General features: G+C 70.6%; 13 protein-coding genes. 7 read left to right on the top strand and 6 right to left on the bottom strand.

Translation table 11 applies throughout. The annotated features are described in order from the left end of the window. Window positions 1-6: 6 nt before the first annotated feature. The 3 genes from KEG38_RS43405 to KEG38_RS43395 form a co-directional block, all read right to left on the bottom strand. Window positions 7-648 (bottom strand): S1 family peptidase, encoded by a 642-nt coding sequence (locus KEG38_RS43405; RefSeq protein ID WP_272426649.1) that lies wholly within the window; start codon window positions 646-648, stop codon window positions 7-9. 131 nt (window positions 649-779) lie between these two features. Then, window positions 780-2,345, bottom strand: a complete 1,566-nt coding sequence (locus KEG38_RS43400) for a glycoside hydrolase family 1 protein (RefSeq protein ID WP_272426648.1) — start codon at window positions 2,343-2,345, stop codon at window positions 780-782. 84 nt (window positions 2,346-2,429) lie between these two features. Then, entirely contained in the window at window positions 2,430-3,167 is a 738-nt protein-coding gene (locus tag KEG38_RS43395) for an SDR family oxidoreductase (protein ID WP_272426647.1), read from the bottom strand. Window positions 3,168-3,325: 158 nt separating this feature from the next. On the opposite strand from KEG38_RS43395, the gene KEG38_RS43390 reads away from it, so the two are divergent. Next, window positions 3,326-3,658, top strand: coding sequence for an FKBP-type peptidyl-prolyl cis-trans isomerase (locus tag KEG38_RS43390; RefSeq protein ID WP_272426646.1), 333 nt, complete (start codon window positions 3,326-3,328; stop codon window positions 3,656-3,658). A 155-nt stretch (window positions 3,659-3,813) separates the two neighbouring features. On the opposite strand, the gene KEG38_RS43385 is transcribed toward KEG38_RS43390, so the two are convergent. From KEG38_RS43385 to KEG38_RS43375, 3 genes are read right to left on the bottom strand one after another with little or no spacing between them, the layout of a single operon-like run. Beyond that, the gene (locus KEG38_RS43385) at window positions 3,814-8,325 is read right to left on the bottom strand and encodes an nSTAND1 domain-containing NTPase (protein ID WP_272426645.1); all 4,512 of its coding nucleotides are present in this window, start codon (window positions 8,323-8,325) and stop codon (window positions 3,814-3,816) included. 49 nt (window positions 8,326-8,374) lie between these two features. Beyond that, entirely contained in the window at window positions 8,375-8,617 is a 243-nt protein-coding gene (locus KEG38_RS43380) for a hypothetical protein (RefSeq protein ID WP_272426644.1), read from the bottom strand. Between the two features lie 32 nt (window positions 8,618-8,649). Further along, window positions 8,650-11,880, bottom strand: a complete 3,231-nt coding sequence (locus tag KEG38_RS43375) for a serine/threonine-protein kinase (protein WP_272426643.1) — start codon at window positions 11,878-11,880, stop codon at window positions 8,650-8,652. A 357-nt stretch (window positions 11,881-12,237) separates the two neighbouring features. On the opposite strand from KEG38_RS43375, the gene KEG38_RS43370 reads away from it, so the two are divergent. From KEG38_RS43370 to KEG38_RS43345, 6 genes are all read left to right on the top strand, one after another. Beyond that, window positions 12,238-12,519 (top strand): hypothetical protein, encoded by a 282-nt coding sequence (locus KEG38_RS43370; protein ID WP_272426642.1) that lies wholly within the window; start codon window positions 12,238-12,240, stop codon window positions 12,517-12,519. A gap of 41 nt (window positions 12,520-12,560) precedes the next feature. Further along, window positions 12,561-13,787, top strand: coding sequence for a hypothetical protein (locus KEG38_RS43365; RefSeq protein WP_272426641.1), 1,227 nt, complete (start codon window positions 12,561-12,563; stop codon window positions 13,785-13,787). A gap of 34 nt (window positions 13,788-13,821) precedes the next feature. Next, on the top strand, window positions 13,822-16,122 hold the full coding sequence (locus KEG38_RS43360) for a hypothetical protein (protein ID WP_272426640.1): 2,301 nt from the start codon (window positions 13,822-13,824) through the stop codon (window positions 16,120-16,122). A gap of 62 nt (window positions 16,123-16,184) precedes the next feature. Beyond that, the gene (locus tag KEG38_RS43355) at window positions 16,185-17,450 is read left to right on the top strand and encodes a serine/threonine-protein kinase (protein WP_272426639.1); all 1,266 of its coding nucleotides are present in this window, start codon (window positions 16,185-16,187) and stop codon (window positions 17,448-17,450) included. 88 nt (window positions 17,451-17,538) lie between these two features. Beyond that, complete coding sequence (locus tag KEG38_RS43350; protein WP_272426638.1) at window positions 17,539-18,465, top strand: hypothetical protein; 927 nt, start codon at window positions 17,539-17,541, stop codon at window positions 18,463-18,465. After that, a complete protein-coding gene (locus tag KEG38_RS43345; RefSeq protein WP_272426637.1) occupies window positions 18,465-18,842 on the top strand; it encodes a hypothetical protein in 378 nt (125 codons plus the stop codon). The genes KEG38_RS43350 and KEG38_RS43345 overlap by 1 nt, the downstream gene beginning before the upstream one ends. Window positions 18,843-19,161 lie beyond the last annotated feature (319 nt).

The raw sequence follows: 19,161 nt of genomic DNA, 5'->3' as shown, positions 1-19,161 counted from the left end.
AGGCAATCAAGCGCAACCCATCGCGGCTTCCATGCTGGCGAGCACCGACGGGGCGGCGAGGGCCTGAGCCCGTGCGCCTCCATTCGGGGCAGGTCCGAGGTAAATGCCGACGACCGCCGTGGGCGGCCCCTCGCCGACGACGGCGACCACGGGCCCGCCGCTCATGCCGATGCGGCCCTGGCGATCGAGCAGGACCTTCCCCTCGCTCGGCCGCGCCTTCGCCGGCACGACCAGAGGCGCGCGCGGCGCCTCGCTCCCGAGCGGATACCCCCATATCTGGCCGGCCACGAACGCGTCGAGCGTGGCCATGCGCAGCGCGCTCGTGCACCGCGCGTTCACGCGGACGATGGCCACGTCGTCGGCCGCGACGCCGCCCGACGGATACGCGACGGCGACGGCCTCGAGTTCGACCCAGCGTCCGCCGGCGAGGACGCGCACCGAGACCTCCGCGGGCGCCGCGCCGTCCGCCAGCGCGACGACGTGCCGCGCCGTGACGATCGAGGAGAGCCAGTCCGCGATGAAGAACCCCGTGCCCGAAGCCGCCCAGGTCTTGCCGAAACGCGCGCGGATCCGGACGACCGGGCCGTCGAGCCGAGGCTCGACTTGCTCGGCGGTCGCAGCCCGGAGCTTCTGCGCGACGAGGCTCATGAGCCCCGCCCCTGAACGAGGGTGCCTTCGCGATGGGGAGAGCGGGGCGAGGCGTGGAGCACACCTCATCTTAACGCGCCTCGGCCCGGATGGGGCGTTTGCTGCGAACGGTGGAGATGGTGACCGGGCCCTCATCGCGGCGCCGGAAACGCCACGAGGAGCTCGGGCGGGATCCGGCGCTCCTCGGCGATGATGCCATAGGTCTCGGCCGTCTTGCGCGGCGTGCGGTTCTTCTGCGGATCGGATGCGTCCACCGCATAGAGCCCGAAGCGCCGGTTCATGCCCTGGTTCCACTCGTAATCGTCGACCAGGCTCCAGAAGAAGTAGCCGCGCAGATCGACACCTTCCTGCATCGCGCGGTTCGCCCAGGCGAGGTGACGGACGAGGAAGCTCGGGCCCGCGTCCTCGTCGTCGAGAGGGTGATCGAGCCCGTTGCCCGTCACGTAGAGGGGCAATCCATATTCGCGGTAGGCGAGCGCCAGCATCTCGTGAAGGCCCTCTGGATCGACCTCCCCGCGGCGCACTTCCAGCGGATCGAACGTGCCAAGCGGCGTGAGGTCCGGCATGAAGGGTCCGCTCATGCCCCGCACCGTGGCGCGCGCGTCATAATTGATGCCGAGCCAATCCATGCGGCCCTCGAGATCGGCGCGCCGCGCGCTCTTGCCCGCGAGCTCCTCGTCGAGCTCCCCCTTCGCGACCGCGTCGAGGTACGCAACGTTGTACAGATAAAACATGTTCTCGGCCGACTTCACGTCGAGCTCGCTCGTGGGATCGGCCGGGGACGCGGGGGTCATTGCATAGACGAGGCCGATGTCGGAGGGGTTTCCGTCGCCGTCAGCGTCGGCCACGTCGCTTTCCTTCACCGCGTCGTACATGCGCGCATGCGCCTCGACGAGCGCGACGAACACCTCTTTCACCGCGCCCGACGCGAGCGCGACGGCCGGCGGATGGCTGCGCTCGGCGCTCGGCGCGAGATACCCGGAAAGGAGGACCGCAAACGGCTCGTCCAGCGTGGCCCAGCGATCGACGTCCGCGCCGAACTCCCGCGCGACGAACCCCGCGTACTTGGCGATCTCCTCGACCGTTCGCTCCCGATCGAGCCATCCCCGCGGCTTACACGCGGCGAGGTTCAGGTGGCATCCGACGGCATCATGAATCCATGCTGGGAGCGTACCGTGATTCAGGGTCACGATCGGCGACATTCCACGCACCCGGAGGCCATTCAACATCGCATGGTAATGCGCAAGCGCCGCCTCGTTCGCGACGGCGCGCAATGCCTCATACCCCTCGATCCCGTCGGTCGGATCGGGAAAGATGCGACTCCATTCGATGCTGAAGCGAAATGCGCCATTGTGGAGCTCGCCCCGCGCGCGGTCGAGATCCTGCTCGTGGAGCTCCCAGAAGCCCGGCCCAACGACGGCCGGATCCTGGCCGGACAGGTATGTCATGGTAGAATGTACCGTTTCAGGCGAGGTGGCGAACGCATACCAATCGGATCCGTCATCGACGCAACCGGCGAGGCCGGGCGTCGGGCACCCCATCTCGGCCTGGAATCCGCCGATCGCGGTCCCGAAGAGAAATCCCTCGGGAAACGAGAGATCCTCGGCCACCTCGGGGACCTCGGTCACCGGAGGGTCCTCCCCGCACGCGGCCAGCAAAAGCGTCATCGGTATGGCGAGGCGGAAATCGGTTCTCATGAAGGGGAAACCTAACATGGAACGGAAAAACCGCTGGGTGAGGTAATTCGGAAAATCGATGTATGATCCAGCCTTGACGAACCCTCAAACAATCGAACGTCCGCCGTCCACGGCGAGCACCTGTCCCGTCACGAAGTGGTTTTTCGCAAAAAACAGCACCGCGCGCGCGACATCCCCAGGATCGCCGATCCGCCCGAGTGGGATCTTCCCGCGCAGTCGCTCGCGCACCTCGTCGTCGACGCCTTCAGGCGGGAGGACCGTGCCCGGTGAAACCACGTTCACGCGTACGTCGGGCGCGAGCGCGAGGGAGAGGCCCTGCATGGCCGAGACGAGCGCCGCCTTCGAGATCGAATAAGGAATGTAATGCTTGAACAGCCTTTCAGCGCTGACGCAGCCGATCGCCACGACGGACCCGCTCACCGCCCGGAGCTCCGCCGCGAGCGCGAGCGTGAGCAGATAAGGCGCGGTCGCGTTCAGCGCCATGGCCCGATCCCAGGCGCCCGCATCGAGCTCGTCCGGACGAACACGCTCGAAATGGGCAGCGTTGTGCACGAGGAGGTCGAGTTTGCCCGCGCCGAACCGGCGCGCCCGCGCGGCGAGGGCGCTCACGCCCGTTCGATCGGAGAGATCGGCCCGGCAGAGCTCGACACGCGCGCCACGCGAAAGGAAGTGCTCCCGCGCCTCGCGTGCGCTCTCCTCACTCGCCGCATAATGAATGAGGACTTCGTATCCGTCATCGACGAGCGCTTCCACGATCGTCCGCCCCACACGCACCGCGCCGCCCGTGACGAGCGCGATGCGTCCACCCTTCTGATCGCTCATGCCGACGATGTTACCGCGCTCGCGCGCCCGCCGCGCACCTGGAATCGAGCAGGGTCGGAAAAAGATACCACGATTCGCAAAGCACGCGCTCGATTCGCTTGACGAGCGCCCCGCCGATCGGTCGAATACCGGCCTACTTACGAGAGAGGAGAATCAACATGGCGACCGAAGAGCTCCAAATCGAGAAGCTCCAAGAAGGGCAGGGCGAAGAGGCCAAGGTCGGACACAAGGTCCGGGTGCACTACGTGGGCACGCTCACGGATGGCAAGAAGTTCGACAGCTCTCGCGATCGAGGCCAGCCCTTCGAGTTCAAGCTCGGCGCCAAGCAGGTGATCCAGGGCTGGGACCAGGGCGTGGCCGGGATGAAGGTGGGCGAGATCCGGAAGCTGACGATCCCAGGGCACCTGGCCTACGGCGAGCGCGGCTTCCCAGGGCTCATCCCGCCGAACGCGACGCTCGTCTTCGAAGTCGAGCTGCTCGGCGTGTCCTGAAGGGGTGCTCCACGACGTAGCGCCGGGGTTTCACCCCGGACCCGACCAGGGGCTCTTCGCCCCTGGACCCGAACCAGGGCGCAGCCCTGGACCGTTGGTGCATCGACCGCGATGCGGTCGATGCAAGCAGGTTGCGGCCGTAGGTAAGGCTACGATCACTGCTGGAGGCCGAGCCGCCCGCGATCGACGCGCAGGTTCGAGAGAGTTCGCGCGACCGCATCCGCGAGCGGCCGACCCCGGGGGATGACCTCGCCTTCCACGCCCCCCGGCCGATCGAACGACCACACGAGCACCGATCCCGCCGCATCCCACGGCACGAACCGCGTGCGGCCCCGGAGCGGCATGCTGCCCACGATCTCGCGGCGCGCAACGTCGAGCGCCACCACGCGATCCGCCGAGAGGAGGAGCATGGAGCGGCCGTCGGGCGCGACGGAGACGTCCTCCCAAACGGTGGCGCCCGAAGCTTCGAGGAGGCGTTCGGGGCCGCGCGCGCGGAGGACGACGACCCCCGTGTCGTCAGCATAGACGAGCTCGCCCGGCGCAGGACCATCACCAAGCGCCGTCGCGCGCGGGCTCGCATACCCGAGGACCCGAACCTCCGACGTCGCCTCGTCGATCCGCGCAAGCGCGCCGGAGCTCACCGCGATCCAGAGGCCCGCGCCCATCCCGTCACGCGCCGCGCTCGGGCGCACGTCGTACACGTGGCCGTCCGCCGAGGCGATCACGCGGGGCGCAGAGGCCGCGCCGTCGAGAGGCGTCGCCACGATCGCGCCGTCGAGCCGCTGCGTGTAAAGCGTGCGGCAAGTGCTGTCGACGGCGAGGACGAGGCCGGGCTCGCGCGGGATCTTTCCGATGCTGGCGCCGCTGCGGGCGTCGAACACGTGCCAGGCCTCGCCCTCGCGCTCCCACGCGGCGACGCGGCCGTCCTGGCAACGGCGGAGCAGGTTGCCCTTGCGGCCGAGCTCGCGCTTGCCGTCGGCGACGCGATAAAAGCGGACCTCGTCGTCGACCTGGAACGCGACGACATCGTTGCTCTCGCGCACCACGGCGCGCACCGAGCTCGTCGGCGAGGGCGCAGGGCCGCCTTCGGCGCGAAAGCGGACGAGCGAGTCGACCGCGCCCGTCGCGCCGGAGAGGAGGACGAGGTCGCCCGTCACGACATGGCCGTTCTCCAGGCGATGGCCGCCGAGGAGATCCCGCGGGCCGATGGGGACACGCGCGAACGCGGGGACCTCGTCGGGCGAGATGATGGGCGCGGGGCGCCTGGAGCGAGGCGCGGGCGAGCAAGGCGCGCCTTTGGGCAGAGCGTCGCCGGGCGCGCGGCCGCCGAGGCGGAGGTAGTGGAAGCGGCCGACGATCGACTTGTCGGTGCCGGTGGGGTCGGTACCGCAGACCGCGAGATCGAGGCCGCCTTCGTCCCAGCGCAGGAACGAGGGCGCCTCGACGCTGGGGCCGCGGAAGAGCGGAGTCTCCGGCCGCGCGGGATCGACGATCTCGAAGGCGCCATGCTCGGCGAGGGCGAGCAAGGGCTCGCGCGGGCCAAAACGCGCGAGGACGACCGCGCTCGTCGGCTTGACCTCGAGGATGCTGCCCACGGCCGGTCGCCAGATCACGAGCTTCGATCCGGAGGCGGCCGCGACGAGGGAGCCGTCCGGCGAGACGTCGAGCACGATGCCCTGGAACGGGTGCGTGTCGACCTCGCCCGCGCGGCGGAGATCCCAGCGGAGAAGGCCGTTCTCCGAGGCGCACGCGAGCACGGGCGCCGCGTCCGCGACCTCGAGCGCGCCCGTGCAACGGCGGGGCGCGATGGCCGCGAGCATGACCTCGCCGTCGGGACGAAGCCGGAAGATGCGCACTTCGCCGGTGACACTGCGCGTCGCGAGCGCGGTGTCGAAGGGGAGCGGGACACGCTCCACGAACGGAGCATCGTGCGGGCGCACGACGAGCGCGCGCGGATGCAGCTCGGCGGCCGCGGCCGGCTCGGCGCTGTCGGGCGGCGTGGCCTGGTAGAAGGGGTCGAAGCGGAGATCGACGACGACGAGGCGCGTCTGGCCCTGCGTGGCGACGAGCCATCGATCATCCCAGGGGAACGCGGGGTTCGTCGAGGGTTCGAGCGTGAGGAACTGCGCGCGTGGCAGGCCCATGGCCGCGCGGAGCAGATCGAGCGGCAGCGCCGGATCCTCCGCGCCGAACTCGATCGCCTCCGCGATCCAGGCAGCACGATGGTACGGGTCGTCGACGCGGCGCGATCGGAACAGGACTTCGGCGATGTAGGCGCGCTCTTCAGCCTCGACGCGTGCCCGTTCGGCGTGTGCTTGGCGTTCATCGATCGCGCGTTTCCCCACGACGGCGGAGGCGAGGAGCGCGAGCAAAAGCGCGATCGACGCGCCCTTCAGCATCGTTCGCCGCCGCGCGAGGCGCCGGCTCCTCGCGACGAGCTGGCGTTCGAGCGTGGTGAGCAAGCCGCGCGTCCAGGTGGGCTTGCGCTCGACTTCCTCGAAGAGCCAGCCCGTGAGCAGGAAGTCCGGGTGGTAAGCCGCCCGATCCCAGGCGATCGCCGCGTCGCGGAGCCGTTCGAGCAAGACGAGCCGCTCGGCCTCGCGGCTGCGGACCTGCTCGATCCGCGGGAGCGCGGCGATCGAGGGGTGCGAGAGCTCGACGCGACCGTCGCGCCGCCGGAGGAGGCCCTCGCGTTCGAGGCGCGTGATCACGCGTCGCACGAGCGCCGTGTCCTCGCCGAGGACCGACACGAGCTCGTCCTCGTCCCAGCGGATGGGCTTGTGATCGGTCGTGGAGAGGCGCAGCACGGCTTCGATCGCGATCTCCCGCGAAGCGTCGTCGATCGAGGCCAGAAGCTTCTCGGTGTGCTTGGCGAGCGCGCCGACGAGCCCGCCGAGCGCGCGCCACGTCTCCGCGGAGAGCACGCGTTTGTCCCAGAACGCGGCGAGCGTGAGCGCGACGAGGGGCAACCGATCGTCCGCGCCGCGAAGCTCACGCTGCACGTCGGCGACGATCGCGTCGGCGCCGCTCATCCGCACGCCCGCGAGCCGCGCCGGCCCCGTCACGATGTCGTGCACGGCCGCGGCCGGCGGCGGCCCCACGAAGCGGAGCGCGGCGCGCAGGGACGCGAAGGGCGCCGCGGGATCCGCGAGGTTCGCGACGTGTTTTTCGCCGAGCGTCGCGAGCACGCGCAGGCCTGTCCGCTCGCCGCCCTCCGCGAGGTCCGCGAGGAGCCGCGCGAGCCGCGTGTTCGTGCCTTCCGGCGCGGAGAGCGCGTCTTCGAGCGGATCGACGAGCAGGACGATCCCGACGGACGAGCTCGCTGCGTGGCGCGCGATCTCCGCGGACGACGCGCCCACGAGCGCCGCGTCGACGCCGCCGAGCGCCACGTCGAGCGCGTGATCCGGATCCTCCCCGGGACGAATGGCCACCGCGATCCAGTCGTCCTTGCCGTCCACCGCGGCGCGCGCGAGGTGCGGGACGAGGCCGGCGGACGCGAGGGAAGACTTTCCTGCCCCGCGTGGCCCGTACAGCACCACGACCGGCTCGAACGCGAGCTCACGGCCGAGCCGCGCGACGTCGTCGTCGCGCCCGAAGAGCTGTCCCTCGGCCTCCTTCGGCAGCGCCGAAAGCCCGGTGTAGGGCGGATCCATCACGCCGTACGGCCGCTCCCAGGTCGCGTCGAACAGCGCCGCGAGCTTGCCCGGCGTGACCCCTCGTTGCAGCGGATCCACGGACAGGAGGCGCACGAGCAGCGCTACGAGCCCACGCGGAAGACCGGCCGGATCGGCCGCGAGATCACGCAGGCGGCCGCGAAGCGTCGCGTCGCGCAGATCCGACCACCACGCGCTCATCGCGGCGGCGCCTTCGAGCTCCATCGGCTCGTCCGCGACGTCCTCGTACGGCATGCGCCCCGTCGCGAGTTTTACGATGGTCGCCGCCAGGGCATATGCGTCGGCCGCGGGCGTGGGCTCGGCGAGCTCGAGGATCTCGGGCGCCATGTACCCCGGCGTGCCCACGACGGCGCGCCCCGAGCTCTGCGCGCGGGTCGGTTGGGACGATCGCTCGTCCTGCGCCGCGACGAACGCCGCCGTCTCGAGCCCCGCCACGTCCCCGCCGGCGAACGCGGGTGGCGTGATCTCGGGCGCCTTCGAGCCGGCCCGCCGCGAGATGCCGAAGTCGAGCACCTTGAGCGCGCCGTCGTTCGAGACGAACAGGTTCGCCGGCTTGAGATCCAGGTGCACCACGCCGCGCACGTGGATCACGTCGAGCGCCGCCGCCGTCGCGCGCGCCCAGCCGAGCACGCGCCGCCAGGGCACGCGTTTTCGCTGGAGCAGCACCTCCGCGAGGTTTTTCCCCTCGAGCAGCTCCATCGCGACGAACGGGACCGCTTCGGGCGCGCGGAGCAGGCCCGCGGCGTAGATCGTCACGAGGGAGGGGTGCCGGAACGAGGCGAGCAGCTTCGCTTCCTCGGCCCAGTGGGCGGCGTCGTACGCCGTCCGCTGCAGGAGCTTCAGCGCGACCGTGCGCAGCGGCACCCCGTCCGGCAAGAGTTCCTCGGCTCGCCAGACGTCGCCGAATCCGCCACGACCGAGCCGCTCGAGGAGCAAGAACCGGCCGTCGAGCAGCTCCCCCGGCGCGTGATCCCGCGGCGCTTTGGCGCTCATGCGCTAACGAGGCTACCACGACCCGCCGCGAGGGCGGCGAGCCGCGCGGCTACGAGGGGAGCTTCCCCTGCGCAAAAGCCTCGGCTTGCGCCATCGCGATCTCGGCCTCCTCGTGGAGCTCGTCCGATTTGATCGGCTCCTTGCCCTCTTGTTCGGCCTCCCAACTGAAGCCGCGCCGCTCTCCCGGGGCCTCGGGTTTCCACGTCAGCTTGAGCTTGTAACCGTTCAGCTCGGCCACGTAGGTCCCGTCGTGCTCCCTCTGCCAGATCGACACATTCGCGTGAAGCCGCATCCCTACCTCGTCCTCGTCTTGCCCCGCGCTCCTCAGGAAGCTCGTTCCATCACGATCCGCAAGAGGGGCGGGAGCCTTCGTACGTCGCCCGGCACCTTGATGGAGGGGCCGCCGACCACCGAGCTCATGACGCACGTCCCGGCGCGCGGCAGGTGCTCCATCCAGTACACGTCGAACTTGTCCTCGTGCGCCACGCGCCGCAAGAACGGTTCGAGCGGCAGCACGAGCCCCTCGCGCCAGCGCGCCAGGTACGTCACGTTCGCGAGCCGCATGGGGCTGTTCAGCCCGAGCCGCCGCCGCGTCCCCGTGTTGAACGCGCCCGTGTGGTCGATGAACTCGACGGTCTGCAGATCGCCGTAGAGATCCGGCTCCGTCTTCTCGACCGTGACGAGCGTCCACGCGCAAAGCGGCCGGAGCGCCCGCAGGAGCGTGCGCGTCATCTGCTCGAACTCGGGCAGATCGGCCGCCGCGCGGGCCTCGTTGTAGTGACCGTGCGCGAAGCTGTTGCGCTCGACCTGCATCAGGTTCGAGAGCGTCTCGAACGTCTGGTTCTGCGAGAGCCGAACGCCGAGCACGTCACGCACGAGCGCGCCGATCGGATCGTCGCGCCCTTCAAACCCCTTCGCCGCGGCCCGCGCGATCTCCCGCCACGTCCCGAGCGCGAAGCCGTCGCGGCTCCCGTGACGCTTGTAGAGCTCGACCATCGCGTCGAACCCCGGCGCGGCCTCGCCCGAGCCTTCGGCCGGACGCCGCGCGAAGTACGCCGAGAGCAGCACGGTCGCGATGAACCGCCAGGTGCCTTCGAGCACGTCGAAGAGCATCTTCACGCGCTCGATCGCGCTCGACGCGGCGATCGCCGCGTGCACCCGCCCCGAGATCGGATACGGGAGTCCGCCGCTGAGCGCCGAGAGCACCCCGTGCGGATCGGCGCACTCGCGCGCGAGCTCCTGCGCCCGCGTCTGCACGTCGCCGTGCAAGACCTCCCACGACAGCGTCCGCGGCAGCTCCACCTTGCCGTCGAGGATCGGCGGCCGCGCGTGCCAGTCGCACTGCACCGCGCTGCCGAGCGCGACCGCGTCGACCTTCCGTGTCACGCACGCCGCCACCACGCCCGGCGCCATCGGCGCGACGAGCGCGGCTTGCCCCGCATGCGTCGCCGCCACGGCCGCGAGCTCCTTCTCCAGCGCCGCGATCACGTGCGGACCCACCGCTTCGAGCGCCTTCTGCTCCTCGATCGCGAAGAGCAGCGTCGTGCGCTTCGTGTCGATCGACGCGCCGAGGACCTCTTGCACGCTCGACACCCGCGCGCCCGGCACGCTCGACCGCAGCGCCGCGACCGCTTGCCCCGATGTCTCCGAGAACGCGGTCATCGCGTGCAGCGCGAGCTCGAGCTCGCGCCCCGCGTCGCTCCCGTCGCCGGACAGCGTCCAGTACCCGCAGGTGAACGATCGCCCCTCCGCCGCTGCGCGCGCCGACGCGGCCGCCGCGCGCCCCTTCTCCGCGACCTCCGCGGCCTCGCCGGTCACGAGCGCCACGGCCAACTCCTCGACGAGCCCCACCGCGACACTCGGCGACGCCCGATGGATCGCCACCGCCGCGATCGCGCCCGGCGGATACTCCGCGCCGCCCGCGCGCACCGCCGACGGCTGCGCCTTCACGAGCAGCAGCGCGCCGCTGCGCTTGCGCTGCAGGAACGACGCGATCTCCTGCTCGAGCCCCGCGCGCCCGAGCAGACCCGTCGTCGGGTCCACGGTCCCCGCGGGCACGGTCGGCGTCACGTAGCGCCGATCCACCACCGTCGCCCGCATGCCTCCGACCTGCACGAACGTCCCGTGCACGAGCGCCGCCTCTTCGCCTCGCGCGAGCGAATGCGCGCCGACCTGCACGGGCACGCTGCACTCGGTGCGCCGCCGGAGCCACCAGCGCACGCCGTCGTGCCGCAACGTCGCGGCGAGGCGCGAAGCCACGTCCGGATACACGAGCTCGTTCCGCTCGTCGCCCACCCGCTCGACGCGACCGAGCCGGAGCACGCCCACCGGCGAAAGCCTGAGCTCGAACAAGCCGCCGTCCCGCGTCTCCACGCGCAGCCGATCCGGCGCGTTCACCTCGCCTCGCCAGAGCGAGAACGCGGGTGACGCGCTGAGCCACAACGTTGCACCTCCCACGGTGTACGTGCGTAGCTCCGCGCCCGGTGCCTCCGCGCCGCTGTCGCTCTTCTCGTGGGACGCCTCGACGTCTCCCGGCGCGGTCGGTCCCGGCCGAACGTTCATCGGCGTATCCGCGCCCGAGGTCGGCATCGGCGGGCGCGGCGGCGTTGGGTCCGTGGTCCGTGACCCGGGCCCTTGCGAGCGCTCGAGATCCGGCACGGCCTCGAGCAGCGCCGTGAGAAACGCCTCGGCCGTCGCAAACCTCGCGCCGCGATCCCGCGCCATGGCGCGCTGCACCACGTGCCGGATCGCCTCGGGCAGCCCGGGCACGAGCGTCCCGAGCTCCGGCGCATCCCGATGACAGATCGCGATGACGAGCCGCGCGAACGTCGGCTCGGAGAACGGCGGCGCGCCGGCGAGAGCCTCGTACAGGATCGCGCCCATCGACCAGATGTCCGTGCGCGGATCGATGTCGTCCTGCGCCTCGATCTGCTCGGGCGACATGTAAAACGGCGTCCCCACCGGCGTCCCGACCCGCGTCAGCGGATCCTGCGCGGACAGGTTCGACGCCGCCACGAGCTCCGCCTCGCTGCCGAGCACCTTCGACAGCCCGAAATCGACGATCTTGACCAGCGTCTTCCCGTCATCGGCGTCGACGAGGAACACGTTCTGCGGCTTCAGATCACGATGCACCACGCCCGCCGCGTGCGCGCGCCGAAGCCCGCGCAGCGCCTGGGCCGCGATCGCCACCGCTTGCGGCACGCTCATGCGCCCGAGGCGCCGGAGCCGCGTCGCGAGATCCTCGCCTTGCAAGAGCTCCATCACGAGGAACGGCTCTCCGGCCTCCGTCTCCCCCGTGTCGAAGATCTGCACGATGTGCGCGCTCTCGATCGCCGACACCGCGCGCGCCTCCCTGTGGAAGCGCGCCCGTACCGAGGCATCCGCGCCTGCCGGCGTGCGGAGGAACTTGAGGGCGACGCGCTTGCCGATCGCGACGTTCTGCGCCTCGTAGACGCTGCCCATCCCGCCGCGCCCGATCAGACGCAGGACCTTGTATTTCCCGGCGGCAAGCGTACCGATTCGAGGGTCCGTCCCGCTGCTCTCCGCGCCCGTCACACGTAGGCCCCGTCCCTGCGCGGCTCCGTGCCGCCACTCTGTATCGGGCCACCATTCGCCCTTCGAGGTCAACGGCATAGTGGGGGGACCGCCGGGACCTCAACGCGTTGCGGTTCAGGTCGTGGGGGGGACCGCCTGAACCTCAACGCGTTGCGGTTCAGGTCGTGGGGGGGACCATCGGAACCTCAACGCGTTGCGGTTCGGGTCGTGGGGGGGACCGCCTGAACCTCAACGCGGTGGACCAGCGCAAGTGGGAGGGACTTCCGGTATGCTCATCGGCCGGCGGTGGGATGGGAACGCCCCTGCCGCGACGTTGTCAGGAGCCGTATGGGAGACACGCACAAGGATTTGGTCTTCTTGATCCCCCTGCCCGGCGGCCGTGTCGCGCGGGTGCCGATCGACGTGCTCGAGCAATACGTCGACCCGAGCGCCCGGCTCTCGCACGGCGGCGAGCCCGAAGAAGAGGACGTGACGGCGCACTCCATGTCGGTCGATCCCAGGACCGGCGCCAGCATCTGGCACACCGAGTGGGAGCTCGGGCAATGCGATTACACGGACGAGAACGGCTTCCCGCAGTCCGCTTACGCCTGGCACCGCCACCCGCTCGGCAACGAGTACACCGAAATCTACCAAAAGTGAGCTCGCCTCCTCGCTCTTCCGCATCTCGTCGGCCTGGCCGCATGCTGCGTGCGGCGTTCGGCGCTTCCTTCCTCGTCCCGCTCGCGTTTTCGGCCTGCATCGAGCCGGGGTATCCGCTGGCCCCGAACGGGCAGGTCGACATCCGCGTCCACGTCGCGGGCTCCCTCTTCGCGGCGGACACACTCGACGAAGCCGGAAAGCCCGTCCTGCCGCGTCAACAACCCTCCGAGACCGGCGTCACCTTGTTCCTCGCGGAGGGCGGCGCGCCAGCGTACGGCGGGTTCGTCACGGTACGCGTCGACCCGCCGGAAGCCCTCGTCCTCGGGCCCTACCCGGACGAAACCGACCCCTCCTGCCACGAGGTCGAGGGCGCGTTTCGATGCACCGCGTCGAGCGAGGGCTACGCGCGCTTCATGGTTTCTTCGCAGAGCGACTGGTCCGGCAGCGCGTCGATCCTCGTGAGCTGGGCCGAACAAACGAAGGAAGAGCCCATCACGATCCTGCCGGCCGGCCTGCCGGACTCCGCCACGAACTTCACGATGCTCGTCGCCGGCCTCGACGAGTCGCTCGACGGCGCCCGCGTCCTTCCGACCTTCCTCGCGCTCAAGTGCACCGTCGGCCCGCTGCCCGATGATCTGGGCTCCAAGTGGCGGCCCGGCGCCATCCGCTCCCGCGAGGCGTTCGTCCGGGCCACACCGCCCTCGAACGCGCCCGGCGTCGTGGAGAACGCGCCCGTCATCGTCGAATCCCTCTTCAGCGAGGCCGCCCTCTCCACCTCGTCCGATTGCGCCGATCGCAAGACGCGCCTGCGCGTGCTGCTCGGATCGACCGGCGAGAGCGAGCGCTTCTTCCTCTGCTTCAGCGACATCGGCGGCGAGGCCGACTTCGCGGTCACCTCGGGCCAGAAGCAGATCGATCCCGGCCCGAAGGTCCTCGTCGATCCGGAGCCGCGCCTGCTCCGCGTCCGCGCGCTGCAGAGCGTCGTCGGCACCGGCACCGGCACCGGCGAAGAGGTCGATCTCTTCGAGGTCAGCGCCTTCGACGTGAACCGCGTCCGGCTCGCCATGCCCGTCGATCTCCGCGTCGACGACGATCAGCTCCTCACCATCGATCAGGCCAGCGTGACGCTCGACAAGGAGCCGACCCCCGCGACGGTCATCCCTGCCACGCCGAAATCCCCCGGCCAGGTTCGCCTCCACGTCACGCCGCGGCTCCTCTCGAGCCCCGACTGCGCCTCCGATCCGATCAGCATCGTCGAAGCGCCCTGACCTTCGCCCCGCCTCCACCCGAGCGATGAACCCCATGCGACAAGCCCCCCTCGCCTCCCCTCGCGTCCCCGACGAAAGCGCCCCGCGCGCCCGCGCCGCGTGCTTCCGCTTCCTCGCGCTCTTCGGCGTCGCAGCATCGCTCTCGCTCTCGCTCGCGGGCCCCGTCGCCGCGCAGGACGAAGACGCCGACACGACCAGCGACGACGATACGGACACGGCCGAGCCGACGACCACGCGCGTGAACACGCCGGCCTCGGGCTCGGCCCCGATGCCCGCGGATTTCAGCGGCAGCCTGCAGATCGTGCGCGGCCCGGCGACGGTGAACGGCGGCGCCACGCCCGGCACCGCGCCCGAGATCTTCCCCGAGGCGAGCCGGGTCTTCATGAGCGTCCGCGACACCGACCCCGTCCCGATCGAGACCGCGCGCCGCGGCGGCCCGTGGCTCTGCTCCACGGGGCAATGCTCGACCACGCTCGGCGAGGCCGGACAGAGCCGCATCGGCGACGACATGCTCCGCTCGATCAAGCTGCAGACGCCGACGCTCCCCTTGCCGCTCACGATCTGGGGACGCCTCGACGAGCAGGGGAAACGCACGCTCGACTTCGACCCTGTCCTCCTCGGCCGCCGGGACTACCGCCACGTCTGCGCCTACCCGCCCATCGGGCCGAACGACAAAGCCGGCCCGCGCAAGGTCGAAAAGGCCCCGCTCTGCCGCGACGACATGCCCGTCCCGCCCCTGCCCGACTCGGCCGAGGTCCTGCTCGGCATGCAGTGGCCGAAGCAGTCCGAGATGGCCGACTTCCGCTACATCGCCATCGTCGACAGCTGCGGCAACGCCCGCGTGCAGCCCTTCCAGCGCACCTTCACCGTGCCCGTCTTCGAGGTCGCCTCGGGCGGCTGCGGCAAGGCCGACGGCAAGGTGCTGCGCATCTTCCCGAGCGGCGGCTGGCTCCGGGTGACCGCGTTCAACCTCGACAACACCGCCGCCGGCACCGTCGTCAACGCGACCTACCGCGTGTCGGTCCCGCCGCTCGAAAACCTCGTCGAGTCGAACCCGGCGCGCATGCTCTTCCCCGATCCGCAGCTCGAGGATCTCAAGGTCGACTGCGGCCCCGCGATGCGTAGGTCCTCGGGTCTGCCGTCCGCGCCGCCCTCGAGCCCGTCCGCGCCCCCGCCGGGCGTGAGGCCGTTGCAGGCCGCCGCCGCGCCTCCGCCCGACGCCGCGCCAAAAACCGCGCCCCGCGAGCCCGAAGCCTCGGGCCTCACGCCGCGCACGGCCCCGAAGCCCGGGGACAAACCCCAGGTCCAGGCCACAAGTAAAAACCCTGCGCCAAAAACCTCGCCTGTCGCGCCGAGGACTTCGCCGATGGGGCCGCCGCGTCCGTCGCTCCCGATGAAGGCCACGGCGCCCGCGGGCCCCGGGCCGCAGCCGCTCGCGCACATGTCGCTCGTCATCGCGCCCGAGCCGCTCCGACAAGGCGTTTGTCGCGTCCGCCTCTCCGGCTCGACCAAGGGACGCCTCGTCGCCCCGCTCGCGCTCTACGTCTCGCTCACGCGCACCGATCGCACCTCGAACGGCGCGCCTATCGAGCTGCTCACCGACCACAAGTGGATCGTCACGCCGAACTCCGCCGAGTTCCAGCTCCCGCCCCTCTCGGAGAACTTCGACGGCGACTCGCGCCTCCGGCTCGCGGTCTACAGCGATCCTTTGAACACCGACGGAAAGGTCGTCCTCGTCTCCGACGCGTCGCGCGTCGCGGCATCCTTGCGCTCGGGCGGCGAGGCCACGCCCGAGGCGGCGCGCAGGCTCATCGGCTCGGCCACCATCCACTCCGTCCCGCTCTGCGGCGAGTCGAACTTCGAGACCCTCGAAGCCGCCGGGAGCTGCCTCCGCGCCTACCTCACGATCCCGGCCATGCTGGCCACGCTCCAGATCACGCGCGCCCCCTGGCTCGAACGACCCCTCGTCACGCGTAGCGTCCTCAGCGCCGTCGGCGTCGCCCTCGCCGTCGACAGCTACGACCCCGTCCGCCGCCGCGCCTTCCCCGTCGCCGGCCAGCTCGGCGGCTCCATCCAGCAGCTCGGCGACGGTCGCGTGGGCCTGCTCGGCTACCTCGGGGTCGCCCCGACCATCCCGGTCCTCGGCGACGGCGGCAATACCACCTCCTTCGGCTTCCTGGCCGGCATCGGCCTGTCCTACATCACGAACGAAAGCGGCCCCGACGAAGGCCTCAAGCCCGCGGCCTTCCTCTCCGTCGTCGTTCAGGTTGGACAGGCCACACCTCAAGTCTCCAGTTCCGGAAGGGCTGTGTTCGGCACTTACCAGGGGGAGTGATAAGCTCGTCGACCAGGGCTCCCGCCCGACCCCACACGCCTGCCGAACTTGCCGATCCCCACGTGAACGAAGGAGACCTCGTCGCCGGACGTTACCGACTCCTGCGCCCCATCGGGCGAGGCGCGATGGGTACGGTCTGGGCCGGCCGGCACGAGCTGCTCGGGCGTGACTTCGCCCTCAAGTTCGCGAGCCTCCCCCTCCGCGCCGGCCCCGAGGCGCGCGCGCGTTTCCTCCGTGAAGCGCAGGCCATCGGCCGCCTCCGCCATCCAAACGTCGTCGACGTCGCGGACTTCGGCGAGGTCGCCCCCGGCGGCGGGCTCTACCTCGCGATGGAGCTGCTCGAAGGCCAGTCGCTCGCCGCGCGCATCGAGGAGCAAGGCGCGCTCCGCCCCGCCGAGGCCGTCGCGATCGCGGCCGAGATCGCGCGAGGCCTCGCCGCCGCGCACGTCGCCGGCATCGTGCATCGCGACATCAAGCCCGAGAACATCTTCCTCTCCCGTGGAATGCGCGGCGGCCTCGTTCCGAAGCTGCTCGACTTCGGCATCAGCAAGCAGCAACAAGCCGACGAGACCCTCGCCACGATGAACGGCGTGCCCTTCGGCACCCCCGCGTACATGAGCCCCGAGCAGGCCCTCGGCGAGCTCGACGTCGATCACCGCACCGACGTGTGGTCGCTGGGCGTCGTGCTGCACGAGATGCTCGCGGGCAAACATCCGTTCGTCGCGCCAAACTACCAGGCGCTCATGACGAAGATCGCCGAATCGCCTGCCGCGTCGCTCGATGTGTCGGTGCCCGAGGTCGTTCGCAACATCGTGACGAGGTGCCTGCAGAAGAACCCCGCGGACAGGTTCGCCGACGCCGACGCGCTCGCGACGGCGCTCGAAGATGCGCTCGCGAGGATCGGTCCGGGTGAGGTCGCGATAGAGCGCCCGCGCGCCTTGCCTTCGTTGCGCCCGCCCACGAGCGCCGACGCGGCGCAGCCTGCCTCCTCGCCCAAACGTGGACCCGCGCTCGCCGCCGCCGTCGTCGCGACGGGTCTGCTCGCGGGCCTCGCCGTGGTCGCCCTCGCCGGCAAGCGCGACGCAGATCCCGCGACGCCCGCGCCTGTCCCGAGCGCGCCGGTGGCCGAAGCTCTCCCGACACCACGCGAAACTTCGCTCCCCGCGACGCCTCCGAGCGCTACGCCCACGGCCACGACGACGCAGGCTCCTGTCGCGCCACGCAGCGCCAATCCCGTGACGCATGGGCCTTCGGGATCGGCCTCGGGAAAGGCCTCGGGCCCGACGGGGAAGCGCCCCACGACGAACGTCAACGACCCTGGTTTCTGAGGCCCACGTGCACCCAGCCCATGGAGAAGCGTGGTACCATCTTTCCCGAGGGTTCGTTTTGCGTCGGTTTCACTCTCAGGCAGCCTGCATGGGGATCACCTTGCTCGCTGGCACCTCGTGGCCGGCGAGTGTGTGGGCTAACGAACCTCCCACAGCCGCAGAGCTGAAGGAGGCGCGGGAGCAGTTCACGCGGGGGCGAAAGCTCGAAGACGAGGGCAAGTTCGCCGAGGCACTCGCGCTGTTCCAGAGCGTAGGTCAGGTGAAGATGACCCCGCAGGTGCGCTTCCACATCGCACTCTGCCTGGAGCACACCGGGAAGCTGGTCGACGCCCTGGAGACGTTCCGGATCGCCGCGCGCGAGGCAACGTCCACCGCGCCGAACGTGGTGGCCGAGGCAAACCAGCACATCGACGCGCTCGAAAAACGTGTGCCGACGCTGACGGTCCTGGTCGCGAAGGGTCACCCAGGCGACGCGATCTCCCTGGACGGGCGGCCGGTCACCGCAGGGTCCGCGCTTCGTGTGGATCCAGGGGGATACGCGGTGACGTTGCGGCGGGACGGCGCGGTCGTGAGCGAGCAACGCGTGACGCTGGAAGAGGGCAAGAGCCTGCGGGTAGAGCTCGCGGCGACACCAGGCGGCGAGGGCAGCGGCCCGTCCGCGCCCTTCTCACTTCAGCGAACACTCGGCTGGACGGCAGTCGGCGTGTCGGCGGCCTCGCTCGTGACCATGGGCGTGTTCATCGGGCTGCGCTCGGATCGGCTCTCGAAGGTCGAGGCCGCTTGCCCGACGCTCACGAACTGCGATCCGTCGGTCGCGCCGATCGCGAACGAGGGCGCGACCTACGCGACGCTCGTCAACGTGTTCGCCGGGCTCTCGGGGGCAGCGGCCGTCGCAGGCGTCGCGCTGTTGCTCACGGCGCCCGCGCCCGCCCCGAGCGCCCCGAGTGCAGGCTTGCGTTTGAACCCCGTGTTCGCTCCCGGGGTCGGATTCGTATCGGTCGAAGGGAGGTTCTGATGCTGCAAACGAGCCGCGAGCGCTCTCCGCTTTCGTTCTTCTGCTGTCTGCTCCTCGGCGTCTCTGCGTGCACGTTCCCGGCGATCGATTACGTCGAGCCGGGCGAGGCCGACATCGAGGCCGTCGCGTGCGCGGCCACGCCCCAATGCGCGAACGAAGTCGACACCTGCGCGAAGCAGGCCTACGGGCAGCGGAGCGCGTGCGTCTCCCAGTGCGAGAAATCCGGGCCCATGAGCTTGAACCCGGATTGCTCGTCGTGCGACTCCGCGCTCGAGACGAACCTGAACATCTGCGTCGCGAAATGCGAGTCGTGCAACGCGGCCGACGGCTGCTCGAACGCCACCGACAGTTGCCGCGCCCTGCTCGGTCTCCCCTGACGCGCGCCGCGCGCGCCTTCCGTCGGAGGGTGGTTGGCAGCGTTTCGCTGGGGCTTTGCCCCAGGCCCCACCGGGGCTATCCGCCCCTGGACCCGGACCAGCGCAAGCGCTGGACCCGGGGTCGATGAACTGCGCGATGCGCAGTTCATCGAACAGGCCAAGGCAAGACCAGCGAAGGCCCTGCCAATCGAGACAGCCGCGCTGACGGTTCTGCCGGCAACGTGCCCGTCGCCAGCGGGCAACGCACCTTCCTGGTCTTGCCACCGGCCCGTGGAAGAACAGCGCATCGCGCAGTTCTTCCAACACGAGTCCAGGGCTT

This window comes from Polyangium jinanense (assembly GCF_028435265.1).
GTDB lineage: Bacteria > Myxococcota_A > Polyangia > Polyangiales > Polyangiaceae > Polyangium > Polyangium jinanense.
Note: the sequence above shows the minus strand (reverse complement) of the source record. Positions and strands in the feature narration are given on the sequence as shown.